We start from the raw sequence: 21,296 nt of genomic DNA on the forward strand, positions 1-21,296 counted from the left end.
GCGCTCTAACGCCCCTGAAAAACCGGTTGGCGCTTCTCTGTGAAGGCCTGCAGGCCCTCGCGCATATCGTGGGAACGCTGGTGGTTGCGCAGTTCGAGCAGCTCGTGCCGCAGTGCGTCGCCCAGCGTCTTGTCGGCGGCCTCAGCCACCACCCGCTTCATGCGCGCCAGCACCAGTGGGCTTTTCGCGGCCAGCGCTTGTGCCAATGCCTGGGCGCGCGTCTGAAGTACGGCGTCGGGCACCACCTCATTGACCAGCCCGAAACGCTCCATCTGCGCGGCGGTAAAGCTCTCGCCGGTGTACAGCAACCATCGCGCCACGTTAGGCGGCAGCTTGCGCGACAACACCGCGGCCCCACCGGCGCCTGGAAATACGCCGAAGTTGGCATGGGCGTCCCCGAGCTTCGCGCTTTCGGCAGCAAGCACGAGATCGCACGCCATCACGGTTTCGAGTCCGCCTGCCAGCGCCAGGCCGTTCACGGCGGCGATGACAGGTTTGGGAAACGCGCGCAGCGTATCGATGAAGCGTACAACAACGTCCAGGAAATCGGGCTCGCCCGTGGTGCCGGGCTCGGCCACTTCCTTGAGATCCGCGCCGGCGCAGAACGCCCTGCCATTGCCTGTCAGGACCACCACGCGGATAGCGGGGTCGTCGCGCCAGGCGTCAAGCTGCGCGGCCATCGCTCCAGCCGTCGCGCGGTTCAGGCTGTTCATGGCGGCTGGGCGGTCCATCGTCAGCCAGCCGACGGGACCATCGATGCGGGTTTGCAGGCACATCGCGGTCTCCGTCAGCAAAGTTCGAGTCCCATGGCCACGGCTTCGCCGCCGCCCAGGCAGAGGCTGGCAAGGCCCCGCTTCATGCCGCGCTGCTGCAGCGCATGGATGAGCGTCACCAGCAGCCGCGCCCCGGAGGCTCCCACCGGATGGCCCAGCGCGCAGGCGCCGCCATTGACGTTGAGCCGCTCGGGGCTGATGCCGAGCTGCGCCATCGCGATCATCGATACCACGGCGAATGCTTCGTTGATTTCGTACAGGTCCACGTCCTGCGTGGTCCAGCCGGCCTTGTCGAGCACGCGGCGCGACGCATGCACCGGTGCTTCGGCAAACTGTTGCGGCGGGTTGGCACGCGTGGCATGGGCAACGATGCGCGCCAGCGGCTTCAGGCGCTGCCGTACCGCATCGCTCTCGCGCATCAGCACCAGCGCCGCCGCGCCGTCGGAGATCGAAGAAGCATTGCCCGGCGTGACCGTGCCGCCGTCGCGGAACACGGCCCTGAGCTTCGGCAGCTTGTCGGCGTCGCATTGGCCCGGCGTTTCGTCCTCAGCGAATTCGGCACCGCGTTTCAGCGGCACAGGGGCGATCTCATCACGGAAGCGGCCTTCCGCCACCGACGCCTGGGCGCGCAGCAGGCTTTCGCGCGCGTACGCGTCCTGTGCCTCGCGGCCAATGTTGTGCGCCTCGGCGGCCAGGTCGGCGTAGTAGCCCATCAGGTGCCCTTCATAGGCGTCTTCCAGGCCGTCGCGGTACATGTGGTCGAGCAACTGGCCATGGCCGAGCCGGTAGCCCTGGCGGCCGCGCGGCACGATATGGGGCGCATTGGTCATCGACTCCATACCCCCTGCCACCGCCACGTTGCAGGTGCCGGCCAGTAGCAGATCATGCGCAAGCATGACCGCTTTCATGCCTGAGCCGCACATCTTGCTGATGGTGGTGGCGGGTGTGGTGGTAGGCAACCCGGCGCGCAGCACGGCCTGCCGCGCCGGTGCCTGGCCCACGCCGGCGAACAGGCACAGGCCCATGATCGCTTCATCGACCGAAGCAGGGGCGACGCCGGCCTGTCCCACGGCCGCGCCAATGGCGGCCGCGCCAATGGCGACCGCGCCCAGTTCGGGCGCGCTGCACGATGACAGCGCGCCGTTGAATGCGCCAATCGGGGTGCGCCTGGCGCCCACGATGACAATGGATTCGTTGTTGTTCTGCATGAAAGTCTCTGTGCCTACAAGCTGGAGAATGGGGCTGGACCGACGCCGAAGGTCAGGCGGGGACGGCCAGCTGTGTGCGGGCGAAGTCAAGGATGGCGTGGCCCGATGCCGCGTCCTGCGCGAACACCGCCTCGCCAAGCAACGTGGCGCAGTACGTCTCGCTACCTGCCACGCTGCGCCACTCGTGCAGGCGGCGCGTGAACAGCCCGAGCGCCAATTCCTCGGTAATGCCGATGGCGCCGTGTACCGCATGCGCGATCGCCGCCACACGCTGGCCGGCCTCGCAGGCGCGCAGTTTGGCGGCGGCTGCGCGCAGCGGGTCAGGCACGTAGCCGTCCGCGGCACAGCCAATGCGCGCCGCGAACACGGCCGAGCTGGCCTGTTCGGCCATCACGCTCAGTTCCTGCTGCACGGCCTGGAACTGGCCGATGGCCCGGCCGAACTGCTGGCGGTCGTTAACATACGTGACGCTCATCGCCAGCACGCGCTGCATCGCACCGGCCATGCCTGCGGCGTGGGCCGCGTTGCAAAGCGCCAGGATGTCGGGCTCGCCATCGCTGAAGCGGAATATCGCGGCATCGGCCGACTGCCATTGCAGCGAAGCCGACGCATGCGGCCGATAAATGCCGGGCACATGGGTGGCGGCCACCACTGGCAGCAGCAACCATTCTCCGCGCCACACTGTCAGCACGAGTTCAGCCAACGCCGCGCCCGGCACATTGCGGCACGTGATCTGCGTCGCGCCCGAGCACGGTGCGATGGCGATGCACTCGCCCTCGCTCCTGCGGCCCGCCTTTGCGAGCATGGCACGCGCGATGGCGGTCTCGGCGAACGGATGGCTCAGGCCAGAACGGCCGGCGGCGAGGAACAGCGGGAACGCGTCGGCCAGCGACAAGCCCGCGCCATCGAGTTCGGCGGGAACCAGTGCGTCGGTGTAACCGAGGGCGTCAATGGCGGACCACTGACGCGCAGCGGCACCGTCTGCGCTGGACTCGCTGCGGCGCACCGCGTCGTCGGCGCACAGGTTGGCGAGCGCGCGCTCGAAGCCTTCCAGAAGGGAATCAGTCATGGCGTGTGTCTATATTGCGTCAACGAAGTCCGAGCGCGCGGGCAATGATGCCGCGCATGATCTGCCGCGTGCCGCCCCGCAGGGAGAAGCTTGGGGACAGCTGCGTGACGTAGGCCAGCGCGCGCTGCAGCGGCTCCGACGGGTCGAATTCGGGCATCCCTTCCATGGCCTCGGCGATCCAGGCCGGCACGGTCTGCTCGAACTCGGTGCCGAGATCCTTCACGTAAGCCGCGTCAGTCTCGGGGTTCCCGCCCTTGTCGAGCAGGTCGGCCACGGCGAGCGACATGGCGCGCAGCACGGCAAGCCGCCCGGCAATGCGTCCGGCGATCGCCTTGACGGCATCGGGCACCGGCAGCCCGCAGGCCCGCACCTCCGCCAGCCACGTTTCGGCCACGAGCTGGCTGGTCAGGATGCGCTCCGGGCCGCTGCGTTCGAAGGCTAGTTCGGCGGTCACCTGCTTCCAGCCCGATCCTTCCTCGCCGACCACCGCATCGGCGGGCAGGTCCACATCCTCGAATACCACTTCGCAGAAGTGCGCGTCGCCGGCCATGTCCTCGATCGGGCGATAGCTGATACCGGGCAGGCTCAGGTCGATCAGCACCTGCGACAGACCCTTGTGGCGGTCGCCATGCTGGCCTGACGTACGCACCAGTGCGCACATGTAGTGGGTGCGGTGTGCGTTGGTCGTCCAGATCTTGCGGCCGTTGAGCCGCCAGCCGGTCTCGGTGCGCACCGCGCGCGTTCGCACGCTCGACAGATCCGATCCCGTGTCCGGCTCGCTCATGCCGATGCACATGAACATCTCGCCGCGCACCATGCGGGGCACGAAATACTCGCGCTGCGCCGGCGTCCCGAACTTCAGGATCAGCGGCGCGGTCTGGCGTTCCGCGAACCAGTGGGCCGACACGGGCGCACCGGCGGCGATCAGTTCCTCCACCAGCACGAAGCGCGCAAAGGCGCTGCGACCCGCGCCGCCATACTCCTTCGGCAGCGACAGGCCAAGCCAGCGCCGCTCGGCAAGCGCGCGGCTGAATTCCGCGTCATAGCCCATCCATGTGCGGGCACGCACGTGCGTGGGCGTATCGGCCAGCGCCTGTTGCAGGAAAGCGCGGATCGGGCCGCGCAGCGCCTCATCCTCGGGAGGGAGGGCGACGAGTGGCAATGACTCGAGGCTCGTGGTCAAGGGAATGCTCCTGGTAGCGGATTGTCGTTACTGGCGCGATGGCGCCAGCACGGTAGCGCCGGACGCAGCCAGCTTGCTGATGTCTTTGGTGCTGTAGCCTGCTTCGGCCAGCACCTCGGCGCTGTGCTCGCCGAGGCGCGGCGCCTGGCGCGTGATCTCGGGCGATGACTTCGACCACGTGCTTGGCACAGCCATCGAGTGGATGGCACCTTCGGTCGGGTGTTCAACCACTTCGAAGAAGCCTACCGCATCGAGATGCGGGTCGGCCAGCAGCGAGTCGATCGTGTGCAGTTGCATCACTGGCATGTCGGCGGCTTCGAGTACTGCGATCCATTCCGCGGTCGTGCGGGTAGGCATCACCTCCGCCACCATGCGGTACAGCGCATCGATATGCTTGGTGCGCTCGCCGATCGTGGCGAAGCGCGGGTCGCTGTCCATCAGGTCCGGCTGTCCGACCAGCGCGAAGAACTGGCGCCATTGCTTGTCGTTGTAAAACAGCACGCACAGGTAGCCGTCCTTGGTGCTGAGCGGGCGCCGATTGTGGTCCAGGATGCGGGCATAGCCGCTCGGGCCGATCGGCGGCTCGAACGTCATGCCACCCATGTGGTCACCTAGTACGAACTGCGCCATGGTCTCGAACATCGGCACGTCTACGCGCTGGCCCTCGCCGGTGCGCTCGCGATACAGCAGGCCGGCACTGACCGCGTTGGCAGCGGCCAGGCCGACGATGCGATCTGCCATCGCACTGGGCGCGTAGCGCGGCAAATCGGCGCCAGCGGCCTTGGCCAGCGACGGGATGGCGACTGCGCCCTGGATCAGGTCGTCGTAGGCCGATTTGGCCGCGTAGGGGCCGCCCTGTCCGTAGCCGTAGACGCCCACGTAGAGGATGCGCGGATTGATCTTCGCGATGTCTTCATAGCCGAGGTTCAGCCGTGCCATGGCCTGGGGGCGCACGTTGTAGATCAGCACGTCGGCATCGGCCGCGAGCCGCAATAGCGCCTCGCGCCCGGCTGGCTGCTTCAGGTCCAGCACGATGCTGCGCTTGCTGCGGTTCGCGTGCAGGAAAATCCCCGCCATACCGTCGTTTCGCCGGGGCCCGACGTCGCGCACGGTATCGCCCGCGGGCGGTTCTACCTTGATCACATCCGCGCCCAGGTCGCCAAGGATCTGCGTGGCGTAAGGTCCCATCAGAACCGTCGTCATGTCGACGATCCGGATGCCCTGCAATGGGCCGCTCATGGCCGGCTCCGCAGGTGCGATGGCGTCACGTCCTTCATGATGTCTCCTCCGTTCGTATGCGGCCATCGTACAGAACAGCGGGAAGGCGAAAAAATACTTTTGATATGTCGCGCCATACACGGGCTGTATCGGGGTATCGGTCTGTCGGTGGTGTGAAGCGGTACTACCTGCCACGCACCGTTTCATCTGCTGGATATGCGCCGTCCAACCCACCCTTGTCGGGGTGTATCGCCTGCCCGCGTGCGGGGCAATCATGCCGGACGTGCGCCATGCCGATGCACGCGGCCCGCGTTGTACGGCGGCACCGATTCAATAAAAGGAGACCACTTATGCCCAGTTTCAAGCCCCGCATGATGAGGCTGCTGTGCCCCTGGCTGGCGGGATTCGCCATCGCAACACCGGTCCATGCCGGCGAGTATCCCGAGCGGCCCGTCAGGATCGTCTCGGTCAGCAGCGCAGGCACCGGCGTCGACGACTACACGCGCCTGCTGGCTAAGTACCTCACGGACAAGCTCGGGCGGAGCTTCGTAGTCGAGAACCGGCCTGGCGGCAACATGGTCGTGGCAACCGACTTGGTGGCGAAGGCTGCCCCGGATGGCTACACCGTACTGCTCGCGGGCTCCGGCGCCATGGCGGCCAACCCATACCTGTTCCGCAAGCTGCCCTATGACCCGATGAAGGACTTTGTGCCCGTGGCGCGGCTGTCGGTGCTGCCGATCGCCATCATCGTTCCGGGCAACTCGCCCTATCGCTCGGTGAAGGAACTCGTGGCGAGCGCGCAGGCGAATCCCGGCAAGCTAAACTGCGCCACCTCGAGCAACGGCTATCGCGTCATCGCCTATGCCTTCAATGAAGCCGCGAAGATCGACGCGGCAAGCGTGCCTTACAAGGCCTCGAACGCGTTGATGACGGACGTGATGGCCGGCGTGGTGGACTACGCGGCGGTCGAGGCGTCCGCCATCATTCCGCACGTGCAGAGCGGCAAGCTCCGTGCGCTGGCCGTCACCGGCCCATCCCGCCTATCGCCGCTAAAGGACGTACCGACGCTGGCCGAACTGGGCCTTGAGCGGCAACCGTTGAATACCTGGACCGGCCTCTTCGCGCCAGCCGGCACGCCGCAGCCGATCGTCGACAAGCTGGCCAGGCTGGCGCTGGAGTTCATCGGTACGCCTGAGGCGGTGGCGCACTACCACGCACGCGGCAGCGCAGCCTATCCCGCCGACGGCGCGGCGCTGCGCAAGACCATCGTCGCGGACCAGCAGATGTGGAAGCGTATGATCGCGCTGACTGGCATCCAGCCGGAGTGACGAGGCAACAGCGCCGCCCACCCGTTTCGGGTCGGCGGCGCTCCTATCGTCCTACCGGACCTGCAATCAGAAGATATGCCGCACGCCCGCGGTCACACCGACCATGTTCTTCTGTCCCGGTGCTTGCGGATAGTTGAACAGGTAGCCGGTGAAGGGGCCGTCGTTGATCAGGCTGCCGTTATGGACGTAGCTGCTGGCGAGGTACACGTCGGTCCGCTTGCTGAGCGAGTAGTCGAGCACGAGCGAAACCTGCTGCGGATTGGCAGGATTGGTCGCCACCCCCGCTGGCGTCGGACGGTACTGCTTGATGTTCGAGTAGTAGTAGCCGAGCTGCGCGCCCAATGCCGCAGTCACGTTATAGTTGACGCCGGCGAACCAGAAGTCGTCGCGGATCAGCGTGGCGTCGTTGCTGAACTGGCTATCGCGATAGCGGTAGCCGCCGCTGATCTTGAGCCGGCCCGTCGTGTAGCYCGCGGCCACGCCGGTCTTGCGCTCGCGGCCCGTGTTGCCAGGCGTCGCGGCCGGCGCGGGATTCCACTGGTCGTACCCCACGCCCACGGCAAAGCCACCGCCCTCGTACGAGACCGCCGCGCCCCATGCGCTGTTGTCCTTGATATTGCCGGGCGCTTCTCCCGGGCCCAGGGGCTGCCCCGTTCCGGCTGCCTGCAACGATGATGCCGTGCCGAACGAATAGTGCGCTCCCACTTGCACGCCGCCGAACTTGCCGCTGTACTTGGCCATGTTCGACTGGCGGTAGTTCAGGCCCAGCCACCATACCCCCGGTTCATAGCTGGCCGCAAAGCGCAATGGCGCGAAGACAATCAGCGCGTCGGTCATCGACGTGTACTGACGGCCGAACGTAAGCCGGCCATGATCCTTGTTGCCTAGCCCCACGATGGCCGTCCGGTTGAACAACGGCGCGGTGGTCAGGTTGCCTGAGTCCCAGTCGAACCCCGACTCCAGGTTGAACAGCGCCGACCACCCCTGCCCCAGGTCTTCCGTCCCACGCAGGCCCCAGCGCGACGCTGACAGGCCGCCCGCGCGCGGCATGTCGAAACGCTTGCCCACCGGCGCGGTGGCCGTGCCCGTCGTGGCCAGGTTCGCGGGTGCGGTGCCCACGCGGTTGACGTATTCGATACTGCCGTCGATCACGCCATACAGCGTGACGTTGGTCTGCGCATGGACGACACCAGCAGCCATGGTGCCCAGCGCCGCCAACGACGCGCGCGCGAGTTGTGATTTCTTCATTTTCTCCCCTTCTCCCTTTGCTTGGTGGCGTCGCCCCAGTGGTTGGGGCGACCTGATGCGCCGCGCTAGCGTCCTCCACGCATGCGCGGATTGAAAAAATCCAGTCACGCCGGGTTACGCCGGACTTCACGATCCCAGTCATACTTCGGCGCTTCACCGCGCAGGAAGCCGCGCACCGCTTCCCCGTAGTGCGGCGCCGCGGCGGCTAGCGCCTGGGCCTGTGCCTCGATCTCGAACATCGTGTCGTAAGGCGTCTCGAACGTCGCGTTTGCAGCGCGCTTGGTCAGCGCCATGGCTTCACGAGGGCCGTTGAGGAAGCGCGCCGCAAACCGGCGCGCGGCTTCGGGCAGCGCATCGGCGGTGTAGATGTCGTGCACGATGCCAAGTTGCCGGGCCTCCTGGGCGTCCACGCGGCGACCGGTCAGCATCAGTTCCTTTGCCTTGCTCATCCCGACGATGCGTGGCAGCGCGTAGAGCGCACCCATGTCCGGTATCAGTCCGACTTTCACGAACGCCATCGAGAACGACGCCCGCTCCGAGGCGAGCACGAAATCGGCTGCCAGCACCAGCGAGCAGCCAGCGCCTGCCGCAGGGCCATCGACGGCGGCAATGACCGGCACGCCAAGCTGGTGCAGCCGCCGTAACCAAGCATGGGTAGCGGCCACGCGGTGGCGCGTCACCTCGGGGGCGCGTGCCGCAGGGTCGGGGTCGTCAATCAGCGCCGCGACGGACTTCAGGTCGCCGCCAGCGCAAAAGCTGCCGCCCGAACCGGTAAGGATCAGCGCACGAATGCTGCACTCGTTTTCAACGATATCGAGCATGTCGGCATAGTCCTGCCGCATCTCCAGCGACAGCGCGTTGCGCGCCCCGGGGCGCTGGTGCGTGAACTCCGCGATCCCGTCGAGGACGGTCAGTACGGAATGGCGCAGCGGATATTGCAAGGTTGGCATTGAGGATCCTTCGGTGGATGGGAAACGTCCTGCACGTGCTGGGCAGACAGTCTCCACGCACGCGCAGCCCAACGGTCCCACCCGACGTGAGGGGATGCAATGCAACCCGAAGGGACTTATGGAGCGCGACGAATGTATCGCCACAGCGGCGCGCACCTGGCGACACTTATCGCCACCAAAGGCGGGGGGCGCAACCTCATGCCGCCTTGCTTTAAGGTGCAGCATGTCGGCAAGCCGCGTTCGCGGTGCCGCCGGTTGATGGAGAGCAACGCAAATGGACTTTCGAGCCGACCCCAACCTCACGCAGTTCCGCCAGCAGGTACGCACGTTCCTGCGCGATCACCTGCCCGCCGACACGCCAAGCCGCAACCACGGCATACGTTCTCCGCGCGACACGCTAGTCGCGTGGCAGAGCACCCTCAATAGACAAGGCTGGGGTGCGCCGTCCTGGGCGTCCGAGCACGGGGGGCCGGGCTGGACCGTGCAGCAGCGCCTGGTGTTCGACGAGGAATGCGCGCTGGCTGGCACTCCCTCGCAGGACAATTTCGCGCAGAAGCTCGTGGGCCCCTTAATCAACCATTTCGGCACCCCCGCGCAGCGGGAGGAGCATATCGGCGCGACCATCATCGCGGCGCCGCCGGCCGGGGAGTACTCCCCGACGTGGGTGGAAGGCGGTGGCGGAACTTATGATGAAATTTGCTAGGGCGAAATTTGAACGGACTTAAGGGGAACTGCAGCGGGACTATCCAGTGCTGGGGACGTGCGCCATCCCCACTCCCGTGCATGACGTGGCCTGGCCGCAGTTGCGCACGTCAAACCGCCAGCGCGCTGCCCGGTTGCGACGGCGCCAGGTCGCGCAGCCGCGCTGCAGCCTTACCCCGGCCGTTGACACCGAGCTTCACGTAGATGTTTTTGAGATGCCATTTCACCGCTGCGGGCGACACGTTGAGCACACTCGCGATCTTCTTGTTCGACATGGCCTGCGCCAGCAGCCCGAGAACCTCGCGCTCGCGCTCGCTCAGCATGGCGATGGCCCCCGCCTGCGCCGAGGTACCTGGCGGCGCAGGCGCGGCCGTTATGGCAGCCGTCGGCAAACGGCGCGCGTAGAAAGCAAGCACGGGGTCGTCGAGCCCCTCACCGATGAGTGCCGCGAACGATGGTGCAGCACCGGCCGTCGCGTCGAGCAGCGTGCGGATCAGCCCCGAACCGTGCCCCGTCCGAAGCGCCCGCACAAATGCAGCGCGCGCACCTGCGCTATTGCCTGCTGCATGGCGTGCCAGCGCCGTCTGCAGCCACAGTGTGGCGGACCGGGCGGGCCGTGCTTCGCTTTCCAGTATGAGCCGAGCTTCGAGGCGTGCCGCCGCGTTCGCATAGTCGTGCGTATGAAGCAACATCTCGATCCCGGCCTGTGCAGCGATACGGGCGACATGGGCGGCTACCGTGCCGGGCTGGCCGGCGTAACGCTGCGCAAGCTGCTGCACGCGCTGGAGCACCGCATTGGCACGTTCGGTCTCACCGAGCTGAAGATGCCGGCTCAAACGCAGCAGCAACGCCTCCGCCAGCAGGCGGTCGATCCGATAGCGCACGGCGTAGGCTTCGAGCCGATCCAGGCACGCGGTGGCCTGCGCCCGCCGCCCGGCGAGCCAGTACGCCCTGGACAGAACTGTGAACGCTCGCAGTACCACATCGGGCAGCGACACGCGCTCGAGCATTGCGATGCGCGGCTCTAGCAACTCGCATGCGCTGTCATAGTCGTTGAGTTCATAAAGGATGTCGGCCAGCAAACCGGCGGCCATGCATGTCAGTCCGAGGAAAGCGGGGCCGCGGCGCTCGGCCTCGCGCAGCACCACGCGGGCACTCTTGGCCGCGTGCTGGATCTCGCCCTCCATCGCCAGGCTCATCGCGGTGATATAGCGGCCAAACATGCTGCTGCGCGGCACATTGCTGCGTCGCTCGGTATCGCTTTGTAGGCGGCGCGCCTCTTTGTATTCTCCGCGCAGCAGGAAGTACCACGACAGCACGTTGCTGCGGCAGGTCCACCAGAGATCGTCTGCCTGGGGCGGGATCGCCCAGAGTTCGGGCAGTATGCCGATGATCGTGTCGATATCATCCAGCTGCACCGCGCGGCCGGCGCGAAGCAGGCAGACGACGTAGGGGTGAACGGTGTCGGTGCGGTCGCACAGCACTGCGAGCCGCTCCAGGCTCTGTTCCAGCCCGTCCACGTCGCGCATGTAGAGCCGCAGGAACGCCACCAGCGCCAGCAGGCCAAAGCGGCTCTGCACCTGGTCATCGGGCAGCCGGCGCATCAGCGCCAGCAGCTGCGTCAGGTCGCCGCGCTTGAGCAGGTCGTGCCCGCTTGATTCCACCATTGCCGCGGCGGCAGCCGCCTCGCCCGCGCGCACGGCGTGGTAGACGGCGTCGCCGAGCTGGCCGCGTCGGTCGAACCAGCGCCAGGCGGCGGCATGCAGCGCGCGCGCCTCCGTGGTGACGCAGGCAATGTCCGGATCGCCAATCCTGCCGTTATCCGCGGGCTCCAGCCTCGCCAGCAGCGTTTCTCGCAGCAGCGGATGGATCCGATACCACGCCTCGCTGTCGCCGCTGCCCACCTGGGTGATGAATTGGTTGTCGGATTCGAGCCGGGCCAGCCGCGCGGCGATGCGCGACGGGGTATCGGTCTCGCCCGGCATTTCCGCGCACAGGTTGGCGCGGAAATGAGGGCAGACGGCCATGCGCGTGAGCATGGCGAGGTCATCCGATGCCATCAGGCCCAGCACCTCACGCTCGAAATACGCGGCGAACATGTGCGGGTCTCTTGCACGTGCGAACGGATAGTCACCGCCGTGCCGTTTCCGCAATTCCACGGCGAAGAGCTGCAGCCCCGCCACCCAGCCATCGGTCAGCGCGTGAAGAGCCGCGGCGTCGCGCGTCGACACCGCACCGACCTGGTCATGCAGAAAGCGTGCCGACTCCTCCGGCGTAAAGCGCAGGTCGTGCATGTCGATCTCGGTCAGCAGCCGTTGAGCGCGCAATGCCTCGAGCGCTAGGGGCAGCGCGCTGCGCGAGCTGAACGCAAGATGGAGCTTTGGCGGCGCGTAGTCGAGCAGACGCTGGAGCGCACGAAAGATGCGTGTGTCAGTGAGGTGGTGCAGATCATCGATCATCAAAACCAACTCGCGCTCGCGCTGGTCTAGCGTCTGCACCAGCGTAATGACCCAGTGTTCGATCGCGTTGTCGTCCTGGCCGGTGCCGGTCAGAGCTTCCGCGTTGCGCGCGATGGCGGGATCCGCCTCGGCCAGGCTGGCCAGCAGGCATTCGAAGAATCGTGCGGGCGCGTTGTCTTCCACGCCCAGCGCCAGCCAGCTCACGTCGAAGCCCAGTGAGATCAGCCCCTTGCGCCAAACCATCAACGCGCTTGTCTTGCCCGCGCCGGCCTGGCCTTGGATCACCACGCAGCGCTGCCGGCGCGCGTCCAGCAGCCGGCTCATCAATCGCTCGCGCGGCAGCAGCTTGCGCACATGACGCGGCGGCAGCAGCTTTGCGCTGGCCACGGCTTCCACCGTGCGCGGGCGGACCCGCGGCACTGCTGGATGCAATACCAGCGAAAGGACTGGCTGTGCGGTGGCGCGCGGCGGCGGCGATGGCTGTATCGGCGCTTGGGCACGCCCGCGGTCGATCATAGGCCATGCGTGCCCTGCCGGCGCCAGGTCGGCGGCATCGACCGGCTCTACCAGGCCGACCACATCCACTTCGCAATGGGGGGCCGCGTCAGCCCCGCGCACCCAGTCGAACGGCCGCCGCGCTTCATGCTGTCCTACCGCCGCAAGCACCTGCGCGACGCTTCCCGGCAATCCGCCGGACGATTCTCGCAGCAACGCCTGGACGCCACGCAGCCAAGCGGCGTGGCCCGCCACGAAGCGCACGGTCCAGCGATGGCCGGCCAGCACCTCCTGTACCTTGGGATGCTCGTGCGAGAGAGGGTTGTCAGCCAGAATCAGCAACTGGCGGCCAGGCGGCGCGTGCGGCGCCAGCCGGCGCAGGAAGGCCAGCCAGCCGCCGACGCGTCCGGCATCGGAATCAGGCGCGGTAGCGGCGTCGAGCATCTTCAGCGTGGTCAGGAACGACACCCCCATCGTGCGGCGGAAAGCTGCGCTGTTGCGCTGGTTGGCTACGGCAAATGTCGGTTTTCCGGCGGGAGCGCCCGCCTCCATCGCCACGGCCACCGCATGCTCGGGCGCCGCGAGGTAGAGGCCGACGATCTCGGCGGCGTGCAGTTTATCGGCCGTGCCGGACGGTAACGCGGCAGCGGCGGTTCGATCCGGGCGGGCCGGCAGGCCGCTGGCACGCCAGTGGCGCGACACGCAGGCCGAGCTAACGCCCAGTTCGGCGGCAAACTGGCGCGCGCTCAGTGTTCCGGGCTCGGCATCGCGTGCCAGCGCCACGAGACGAGCGACGTCCATCCGCACCGGCGGCGCACCGCGAGGCAGATCCCGTTCGATCCCGGCCAGCCGCGACACGGCATAGCGGTCGCGCCAGCGCGCCACTTGTATGCGCCCTACGCCGACCTCGGCCGCGATGTCCTTGTTCTGCCATCCTGCGGCAGCCAGCAGAATCATGCGCGCGCGCTGGGCGAGCCGCGCGTTTCCCGAACCTACCGCAGCGAGYGCCTCGAGTTCTGCACGCTCGGTGTCGGTCAGCACGATGTGGCAAGCGAAACGCATACGTGGTGTTCCTCCTTATTGCTGGCGGCCCGTCAGAAGTACCATCTGGCCCCGCCCCCCGTATGTCCCGTTGCTACGGCGGGCCGTACGAGCCTAATATTCGTCGAAGCCTTTGGCGCAGGTACTCTTGCTGCCGGGGCAGACTACCAAGGATTCATGGGGAGCCAACCTAGCCAGAATGGCGAGCGCCGGCTCGCATAGTGATGTCTATGGAACAAAACACGGGGTCAACTCGGTAAAGGTCGTGCCGTTTTCTCGTATCCGCTGCTGAACCGCACCCATCCATGCCCCACGTCCTCCCCCCGCCCAAGCACTGATGGACCTGCTCCACGAGGTGCGGCAAGTCAGCCGCCAACTACAGGTAGCCGCCCGGCGCTGCACGCGCGGAATCACCTATGCCGACGCGCTGCGGGATCTGATCGACGACCGCATGCAGGGTGCCGATCGGCGCGCGCGAATCATCTGCTACGCGTCGGCGGCGGACCTTGGCGTCCACGTTGAACTGGCTGCCGAACACGCCCGGCAGGCGATGACGGGGGGCTCGGGTTTCCGATGCGCGTGCTGTTCTGGGCCGCCTACCGACGTATGCAGTCGGGGCGGCAACGGCGGCCGGGCGCCTGGCCCCGGCCTGACTGAGAGCCAGAAGCGACAAGCGAAGACATTCACCGGTGGGCGCCTCATTGACTACACCGGCACAGGAGATACAGCCACATGACCCTTCCCACCCGCAAGCCCCTGCATAGGCGGCAGATCACCTGCACCGCCTACCTGCGCGACGACGGCGTGATCGACATCGAAGCAGAGTTGAAAGACGTCTCGCCCGACGGCACGCACCTGCTGTTCAAGCAGGTGCCGCCCGGCGGCGCCATCCACCATATGCACGTCTCGGTGACGGTGGACATGGACCTCGTGATCCAAGACATCACCGCCCGCATGCTGAGCGGTCCGGCCGGCAGCTGCCCCGAAGTGGAACCGGCCTACGATGCGCTGCGCGGCCTGGCGCTGCGCGCGGGCTTCCGGCGCATGGTCAAGGAGCGCGTGGGCGGCGTGAAAGGCTGCACGCACATGACCGACCTGCTTGGCCCGATGGCCACCACGGCCGTGCAGAGCCGCTTCGCGCTCGACCGTGCCCGGCGCAATGGTCGCATGCCTGGCGATGAAGTCGGCTTCATGCCTAAGCCGGCGCTGATCGAGTCGTGCCACACCTATCGCGCGGAAAGCGCCGCCGTGAAGGTCATCTGGCCGCCGCACCGCCGCGTGCGCGACGCCGACACCCCAACCCAGGACTGCGCGCCCGCCTGAAAAGCGCTTCGCCYGCCCCGTGACAGCGCGAGCATGGCCGTGCGGGCCGGGCCCGCTCTCGTCCGCAAAACGTTTCATCCCCCGCCAACGTTTCGATTGAAGGAATCAAACATGAGCATCAAAGGCAAGGCATATATCGTCGGTGCCTATGAACATCCGACCCGCAAGGCACCGGACAAGTCAGTGGCCCAGCTTCACGCCGAAAGCGCGCGCGGCGCGCTCGAAGACGCCGGACTGACGCTGGCCGACGTTGATGGCTACTTCTGCGCCGGCGATGCACCCGGACTCGGCGTGCTGAACATGGTCGACTACCTCGGCCTGAAGCTGCGCCACGTCGACGCCACAGAGACCGGCGGCTCGTCGTACCTGGTGCATGTGTCGCACGCCACGCAGGCTATCGCCATGGGCAAGTGCAACGTGGCGCTGATCACGCTGGCCGGCCGCCCACGCTCCGAGGGTTCGAGCGGCACCAAACCGCGCGCCTGGGGCGCCAACATTCCCGACTCGCCCTTCGAGTTGCCATACAGCCCGGYCACCGTCAATTCGTATGGCATGGTCGCCATGCGCCATATGCATGAATATGGCACCACGCCCGAGCAACTGGCCTGGATCAAGGTGGCCGCGTCGCACCATGCGCAACACAACCCCCACGCCATGCTGCGCGACGTGGTGACCGTGGAAGACGTGCTGAACTCGCCGATGATCTCAGACCCGCTGCGCAAGCTCGACTGCTGCGTGGTGTCCGACGGCGGCGGCGCACTCATCGTCGCCCGCCCGGAGATCGCGGCCAAGCTGAACCGGCCGAGGATCAAGGTGCTGGGCGCGGGCGAGCATGTGAAGGGCCAGCTAGGCGGCCATGTGGACCTGACGTGGTCGGCGGCCAAGGTTTCGGGCGCCGCGGCATTCGCCGAAGCGGGCGTGGCACCCGGGGACATCAAGTACGCATCGATCTATGACAGCTTCACGATCACCGTACTGATGCAGCTCGAAGACCTCGGCTTCTGCAAAAAAGGCGAAGGCGGCAGATTCGTCATGGACGGCAACCTGATCTCCGGCGTTGGCAAGCTGCCGTTCAACACTGACGGGGGCGGTCTGTGCAACAACCACCCGGCCAATCGGGGCGGCATTACCAAGGTAATCGAGGCCGTGCGCCAGTTACGCGGTGAAGCGCACCCGGCCGTGCAGGTCAAGAACTGCGACCTAGCCCTGGCCCAAGGAACCGGCGGCCTGCTTGGCTCCCGCCACGGCAGCGCCACGCTGATCCTCGAACGCGAGTAGTCCACCTCACACAATGCATCCGCGCAATCCATATGAGCACTCCATACACTCCCCAAGTTCTGACGTCGCCCGAACAATCGCCGGAGAACGCCGAATTCTGGGCGGCTGCCGGCGAAGGCCGCCTGCTAGTGCGCCACTGCGAGCGCTGCGAAAAACCGCATTGGTATCCGCGCACGCTGTGCCCGTTCTGCATGGGCGAAACCTATTGGAAGGCGGCGTCCGGCCGGGGTACGATCTATTCGTACAGCGTCACGCGCCGTGCGGGCCCCACCCCGTTCTGCATGGCTTATGTCACGCTCGAGGAAGGCGTGACGATGATGACGCGCATCGTCGATTGCGACCTCGATACCGTGCGCATTGGCCAGAAGGTGCAGGTGACCTTCACGCCCACCGACAACGGCCCCCCCATGCCGACGTTCAAGCCGCTCTGATGTCCGCCTCCAACCGCCCTCGCAGATACACGCACACAACGCAGCCATGACCACCCTGTCCATTCCAGATTGCCTGCTTCACCCGAATTCGGTCGCCGTGATCGGCGCTTCCGACGATCCGATCCGCATTGGCGGCAGGCCAATAGCCTCGATGCTTGCCAAGGGCTTCGCTGGCCGCATCCTGCCGGTCAACCCGAACCGCGCTACGGTGCAGGGCCTGCCGGCCTATCCGTCGGTGGCCGCGCTTCCCGAAGTCCCGGACGTGGCGATCATCGCCGTGCCCGGCGAGCATGCGGTCACAGCGGTCCAGGCACTGGCCGACCGCGGCACGAAGGCGGCCATCATGTTTACGGCAGGCTTTGCCGAGGTCAACGATGAAGGCGCGGCCACGCAGGCTGAGATGGTTGCCATCGCGCGCCGGGCCGGCATGCGGCTGCTCGGGCCCAACACGCTGGGCATGGTCAACATGCACAACGGATTCGTTGGCAGCTTCTCGGGCTTTGCATCGGCGACCGGGTCACGGCCCGGCCGCGTGGGCATCGTCAGCCAGTCCGGCGCCTATGGTAGCCATTTGGTCACGTCGGCCATGGAAGCGGGTGTATTCCCGTCCAGCGTGGTCATGACCGGCAACGAGGCGGACCTGAACGTGGCCGATATCGTGCGCCTGTTCGCCGCGGACCCCAACACCGACGTGATTGCCGTCTACGCCGAGGGCATCAGCGACGGCCCGGGCCTGATAGAGGCATTCCGCGCAGCGCATGCCGCGCGCAAGCCCGTGGTGATGATGAAAGTGGGCCGCAGCGAAGTGGGCGGGGCCGCTGCACGTTCGCATACCGCATCGATTGCCGGTGATGACGCCGTGATTAGCGCCGTCCTCGACGAGCTGGGCGTGGTGCGGGTGCGTACCACCGAGGAAATGCTCGACATCCTGCGCCTGGCGGGGCGCCGCATCTTCCCGGCCAACAACTCGCTGGGCGTGGTGACCGTCAGCGGCGGCGCCGGCGTGATCGTCTCGGATGCCGCCGAGGAACTCGGCATCCCGATGCCCGAGATGCCAGCCGCCGCACAAGCCCGCATGCGCAAACTGCTGCCGATCTGCGCCGCACGCAATCCGGTGGACGTGACTGCCCAGTTCATCAACGACACCACGCTGGTCACGCCGTTCACGGAGTCGATGATGGCTGAAGGGGGCTACGCCACGCTGCTGGCGTTCTTCAGCTACGCGGCGGCCGTACCGGGCGTGGCCGATTCACTGCTGCAGCAACTGGGCGACGTGCGCAAGCGCTATCCGGATCGGCTCTACGTGCTGGTGGCCCGTGGCGATCCGACCATCCTCGCTCGCTTCGAGGAAGCCGGCTTCACGGTGTTCGGCGATCCGAGTCGGGCCGTGACCGCCATCGCCGCGATGGGCCGCTTCGGTGAGGCATTCGCAGGAAACACGTTGGCACCGGTGCCCCGGGTGACCAATGTCACGCTGCCGCGGCAGGCGCCGACCGAAGCGGAGGCCAAGGCGCTGCTGGCGAAAGCCGGCATCCCGAGCGCGCCTGAACGCGCTTGTGCCGACATGGAGGTTGCTGTGGCGGCCGCGCGCGAGATCGGATTCCCGGTCGTGCTAAAGATCCTGTCGCCCGACATTATTCATAAGTCCGAGATTGGCGGCGTGCTGCTGAACGTGGCCAACGAAGGCGCGGTGCGTGAAGGCTTTGCGCTGCTGCTGGACCGAGCCGCCAAGGCCATGCCCGACGCACGCATCGAGGGTGTGCTCGTGGCCAAGCAGATGAACGGCGGAGTGGAGTGCATCATGGGTATCAACCGCGACCCGGTGTTCGGCCCGATCGCCATGTTCGGGCTCGGTGGTGTGTTCGTCGAGGTGCTCAAGGACGTGGTGCTCCGCCGCTGCCCGTTCGGCCCGGACGTGGCCGAACAGATGATCCGCTCGATCAAGGGCGCACCACTGCTGCTCGGTGCGCGCGGACGGCCCGTGGCGGACATTGCCGCGCTGGCCCAGGCGCTGTCGCAGTTGTCCGCATTCGCCGTTGCCGCGGGCCCGCGCCTGCAGTCGATCGACCTGAACCCGGTGCTGGCCATGCCGCACGGCCAGGGCGTCTACGCTGTGGATGCGGTGATCGGGGTGGACCCTGAGTGATGAGTGGCCTCCTCTCCGGGGTGTTGAGCGTCGAGGGGAGAAATTGGCCGCGAGCGTCAGCGCTCGCGGCACCCGTTGTCAATCAGTTACGGCTCGTATCGAGCGCCTCTGCGTTAGCGAGGGCCGGCGATCCGCCATGCCGAACCTCCACCCATGCCTGTGGGCCGGCCGGTGGTCGGAGAGAGCACAGCAGCGAGCCCGTCCATGGAGACTGGCGAGCGGCCTGTCGATCACGCAAACGGGCAAGCCGCTCGGCTATGGCGAGGTCTCGAACCTCATTCGCGCCAATCGTCACTGAAAAGGCACCGCGCCGCACCAGCAGCGCAATCGGCTCCGCGAGATGCATTAGGCACCCAGAGTCTTGGCGACGCTGCCCTGCCGGGCCTCGCTTACCTTTTGGCCCGTCCTACACCGTTCCCGTTGCCCACCACTCGCCAATCCGGGTAGTGCCTCAGCGCGTCGCGCTTGCAATCATTAAGCCACGCGATACGCGGACCCCACACTACGGAGAGTGTTCATGAGCAGGAAGCTGGAAGGCAAGGTTGCCATCGTCACGGGATCGGGCCGGGGCATTGGCCGCGCGGTAGCGCTGAAGTTTGCGAGCGAAGGTGCCAGGGTGATCGTCAACGATCTCGACCAGGCACCGGCCGACGAGGTGGTGGCCRAGATCGTGAAGACGGGCGGCACGGCTGTTGCGTTCGCGGGCAGCGTGGTGGCACCGGACTTTGGTTCGAACATCGTCAAGCTGGCACTCGACACATTCGGCGCGGTAGACATCATCGTCAACAACGCAGGCTATACCTGGGACAACGTGATTCAGAAGATGAGCGACGARCAGTGGGATGCGATCGTCGATTGCCACCTCAAGGCGCCGTTCATGTTGCTGCGCGCGGCACAGCCCTATTTCCGGGAGGCCAGCAAGGCCGAGGCAGACGCTGGGCGCGAAGTGTTCCGCAAGGTCGTCAACATTTCGTCGGTCTCGGGCACGCAGGGCAATGCGGGCCAGGTCAACTACTCTGCTGCCAAGGCGGGCGTGATCGGCATGACCAAGACGCTGGCCAAGGAATGGGGCCGCATGAAGGTCAATGTGAACTGCGTGGCGTTCGGCGCCATCGAAACGCGCCTGACCCAGTCGACCACCGAGGACAAGACCGTGCAGGTGGAAGGTCGCGAGATCAAGGTGGGGGTGCATCCGGACCGCATCGCGGCAGCCGGGCGCGACACCCCGCTTGGCCGGTTCGGCACCGCCGAGGAAGCGGCCGGCGCGGTATACATGCTCTGCATCCCCGAATCGAACTACGTCAATGGCCAGACCATCATCTGTGGCGGCGGACGCGGCGGCTTCTGAGCGCGCGAAAACAGCAAGACAGCACGCGACGTTCCCGGAGCTTCCGCGGCACGTCGCTACCATAACAACGACACGGAGACAACGCCCATGACGAATATCGACAGAGCCCGACGCGCCCTCGCCTGGCTGGCGACCGGCGTCGCCATCACGCTGATTCCTGCGGGCGGTAGCGCCCTGGCACAGGGCTATCCCGAACGGCCGGTAAAGATCGTATCGCCCACGAGCCCCGGCACGGGCGTCGACGATTTCTCGCGGTTGCTGGCGAAGCACCTGACCGAGAAGCTCGGCAAGCCATTCTATGTGGAGAACCGCCCAGGCGGCAATTCGATCATCGCCACCGACTCTGTGGCCAAGGCAGCCCCCAACGGCTACACGCTGCTGCTGGCACTGTCGAGCGCCATGTCGGCCAACCCATTCCTGTTCAAGCAACTCCCTTACAGTCCCACGCGCGACTTCGTTCCTGTTGCGCGCCTGAGTTCGCTTCCTGTCACTGTAGTCGTCCCGGCCACCTCGCCGTACCGCACGCTTGGGCAGTTGATGGCCGCTGCGCGCGCCCAGCCCGGCAAGTTGAACTACGGCACCAGCAGTTCAGGCTACCGTGCGATGCTGGCGGCCATTAACGATGCCGGGAAAGCCAAGGCTGTCGATGTGCCCTACAAGGCCATGAGCACGTTGCTGCCCGATCTCATCGGTGGCGTGGTGGACTACACCGTGCTCGAGATTTCGGCGGCCGTGCCGCTGATCCAGTCAGGAAAGCTGCGCGCGCTGGCGGTCTCCAATACTGCCCGTGTCCCGGTAATCGCCGACGTGCCTACGCTGGCCGAGGCGGGCATGCCGGAAGCAACGGTCATTGGTTGGGTTGGACTTGCCGCCCCCGCGGGTACGCCCGCCGCCGTGGTGGACAAGCTCGCGGAGGCGGCGCTCGCGTTCGTCAACACGCCGGAAGCCAAAGCGCATTTCGCACAACGAGGCACCAGCGCCTATCCGCTGGGCCCGAAGGCATTCGCCAGCGCACTGGTTAGCGACCAGGCACAGTGGCAGCGCGTGATCTCAATGGCGGGCATCCTCGCCGAGTAGCGCGCCAGGCGATGCCGCT

The 21,296-nt window shown here is 66.6% G+C and carries 17 protein-coding genes; 9 read left to right on the top strand and 8 right to left on the bottom strand.

Translation table 11 applies throughout. From position 1 onward, the window contains the following. Positions 1-5: 5 nt before the first annotated feature. Genes AC1DN0_RS03965 through AC1DN0_RS03985 form a run of 5 tightly spaced genes read right to left on the bottom strand, consistent with a single transcriptional unit; the run spans position 6 to position 5,472 of the window. A complete protein-coding gene (locus tag AC1DN0_RS03965) occupies positions 6-776 on the bottom strand; it encodes an enoyl-CoA hydratase/isomerase family protein (protein ID WP_042885533.1) in 771 nt (256 codons plus the stop codon). Positions 777-787: 11 nt separating this feature from the next. Beyond that, positions 788-1,981, bottom strand: a complete 1,194-nt coding sequence (locus tag AC1DN0_RS03970; protein WP_441629701.1) for a thiolase family protein — start codon at positions 1,979-1,981, stop codon at positions 788-790. A 52-nt stretch (positions 1,982-2,033) separates the two neighbouring features. Beyond that, positions 2,034-3,050, bottom strand: a complete 1,017-nt coding sequence (locus AC1DN0_RS03975) for an acyl-CoA dehydrogenase family protein (RefSeq protein WP_477111331.1) — start codon at positions 3,048-3,050, stop codon at positions 2,034-2,036. A gap of 19 nt (positions 3,051-3,069) precedes the next feature. Then, complete coding sequence (locus tag AC1DN0_RS03980; RefSeq protein WP_441629699.1) at positions 3,070-4,233, bottom strand: acyl-CoA dehydrogenase family protein; 1,164 nt, start codon at positions 4,231-4,233, stop codon at positions 3,070-3,072. 27 nt (positions 4,234-4,260) lie between these two features. Beyond that, positions 4,261-5,472: a CaiB/BaiF CoA transferase family protein gene (locus AC1DN0_RS03985; RefSeq protein ID WP_045238248.1), complete on the bottom strand. Its 1,212-nt coding sequence runs from the start codon at positions 5,470-5,472 to the stop codon at positions 4,261-4,263. A gap of 329 nt (positions 5,473-5,801) precedes the next feature. On the opposite strand from AC1DN0_RS03985, the gene AC1DN0_RS03990 reads away from it, so the two are divergent. Continuing rightward, complete coding sequence (locus AC1DN0_RS03990; protein WP_441629698.1) at positions 5,802-6,779, top strand: Bug family tripartite tricarboxylate transporter substrate binding protein; 978 nt, start codon at positions 5,802-5,804, stop codon at positions 6,777-6,779. Positions 6,780-6,845: 66 nt separating this feature from the next. Here the strand turns inward: AC1DN0_RS03990 and AC1DN0_RS03995 are convergent, their stop codons facing one another. Together AC1DN0_RS03995 and AC1DN0_RS04000 are read right to left on the bottom strand one after the other, a co-directional pair. After that, positions 6,846-8,027 (bottom strand): porin, encoded by a 1,182-nt coding sequence (locus AC1DN0_RS03995; protein WP_477145552.1) that lies wholly within the window; start codon positions 8,025-8,027, stop codon positions 6,846-6,848. 104 nt (positions 8,028-8,131) lie between these two features. Then, the gene (locus tag AC1DN0_RS04000) at positions 8,132-8,977 is read right to left on the bottom strand and encodes an enoyl-CoA hydratase/isomerase family protein (RefSeq protein WP_441629696.1); all 846 of its coding nucleotides are present in this window, start codon (positions 8,975-8,977) and stop codon (positions 8,132-8,134) included. Positions 8,978-9,251: 274 nt separating this feature from the next. On the opposite strand from AC1DN0_RS04000, the gene AC1DN0_RS04005 reads away from it, so the two are divergent. Then, positions 9,252-9,680 carry an acyl-CoA dehydrogenase family protein gene (locus AC1DN0_RS04005; protein WP_441629695.1) on the top strand — a complete coding sequence of 143 codons (429 nt, stop codon included), beginning with the start codon at positions 9,252-9,254 and terminating at the stop codon, positions 9,678-9,680. 109 nt (positions 9,681-9,789) lie between these two features. Here the strand turns inward: AC1DN0_RS04005 and AC1DN0_RS04010 are convergent, their stop codons facing one another. After that, positions 9,790-13,695 (bottom strand): LuxR C-terminal-related transcriptional regulator, encoded by a 3,906-nt coding sequence (locus tag AC1DN0_RS04010; RefSeq protein WP_477145553.1) that lies wholly within the window; start codon positions 13,693-13,695, stop codon positions 9,790-9,792. A 316-nt stretch (positions 13,696-14,011) separates the two neighbouring features. Here AC1DN0_RS04010 and AC1DN0_RS04015 point away from each other — a divergent pair, with 316 nt between their 5' ends. The 7 genes from AC1DN0_RS04015 (at position 14,012) to AC1DN0_RS04045 (ending at position 21,277) form a co-directional block, all read left to right on the top strand. Continuing rightward, positions 14,012-14,410 carry a hypothetical protein gene (locus AC1DN0_RS04015; protein WP_441629693.1) on the top strand — a complete coding sequence of 133 codons (399 nt, stop codon included), beginning with the start codon at positions 14,012-14,014 and terminating at the stop codon, positions 14,408-14,410. After that, complete coding sequence (locus AC1DN0_RS04020) at positions 14,407-14,997, top strand: DUF2889 domain-containing protein (protein ID WP_441629692.1); 591 nt, start codon at positions 14,407-14,409, stop codon at positions 14,995-14,997. Before AC1DN0_RS04015 ends, AC1DN0_RS04020 begins: the two co-directional genes overlap by 4 nt. 111 nt (positions 14,998-15,108) lie before the next feature. Next, positions 15,109-16,275: a thiolase domain-containing protein gene (locus AC1DN0_RS04025; RefSeq protein ID WP_477145554.1), complete on the top strand. Its 1,167-nt coding sequence runs from the start codon at positions 15,109-15,111 to the stop codon at positions 16,273-16,275. A 32-nt stretch (positions 16,276-16,307) separates the two neighbouring features. Further along, positions 16,308-16,706, top strand: coding sequence for a Zn-ribbon domain-containing OB-fold protein (locus AC1DN0_RS04030; RefSeq protein WP_441629690.1), 399 nt, complete (start codon positions 16,308-16,310; stop codon positions 16,704-16,706). 46 nt (positions 16,707-16,752) lie between these two features. Beyond that, a complete protein-coding gene (locus tag AC1DN0_RS04035) occupies positions 16,753-18,852 on the top strand; it encodes an acetate--CoA ligase family protein (RefSeq protein ID WP_441629689.1) in 2,100 nt (699 codons plus the stop codon). Positions 18,853-19,369: 517 nt separating this feature from the next. Continuing rightward, positions 19,370-20,200 carry an SDR family NAD(P)-dependent oxidoreductase gene (locus tag AC1DN0_RS04040; protein WP_477145555.1) on the top strand — a complete coding sequence of 277 codons (831 nt, stop codon included), beginning with the start codon at positions 19,370-19,372 and terminating at the stop codon, positions 20,198-20,200. A gap of 87 nt (positions 20,201-20,287) precedes the next feature. Next, the gene (locus tag AC1DN0_RS04045) at positions 20,288-21,277 is read left to right on the top strand and encodes a Bug family tripartite tricarboxylate transporter substrate binding protein (RefSeq protein WP_045238238.1); all 990 of its coding nucleotides are present in this window, start codon (positions 20,288-20,290) and stop codon (positions 21,275-21,277) included. Positions 21,278-21,296: the final 19 nt, after the last annotated feature.

This window comes from Cupriavidus sp. 05N39 (assembly GCF_056397325.1).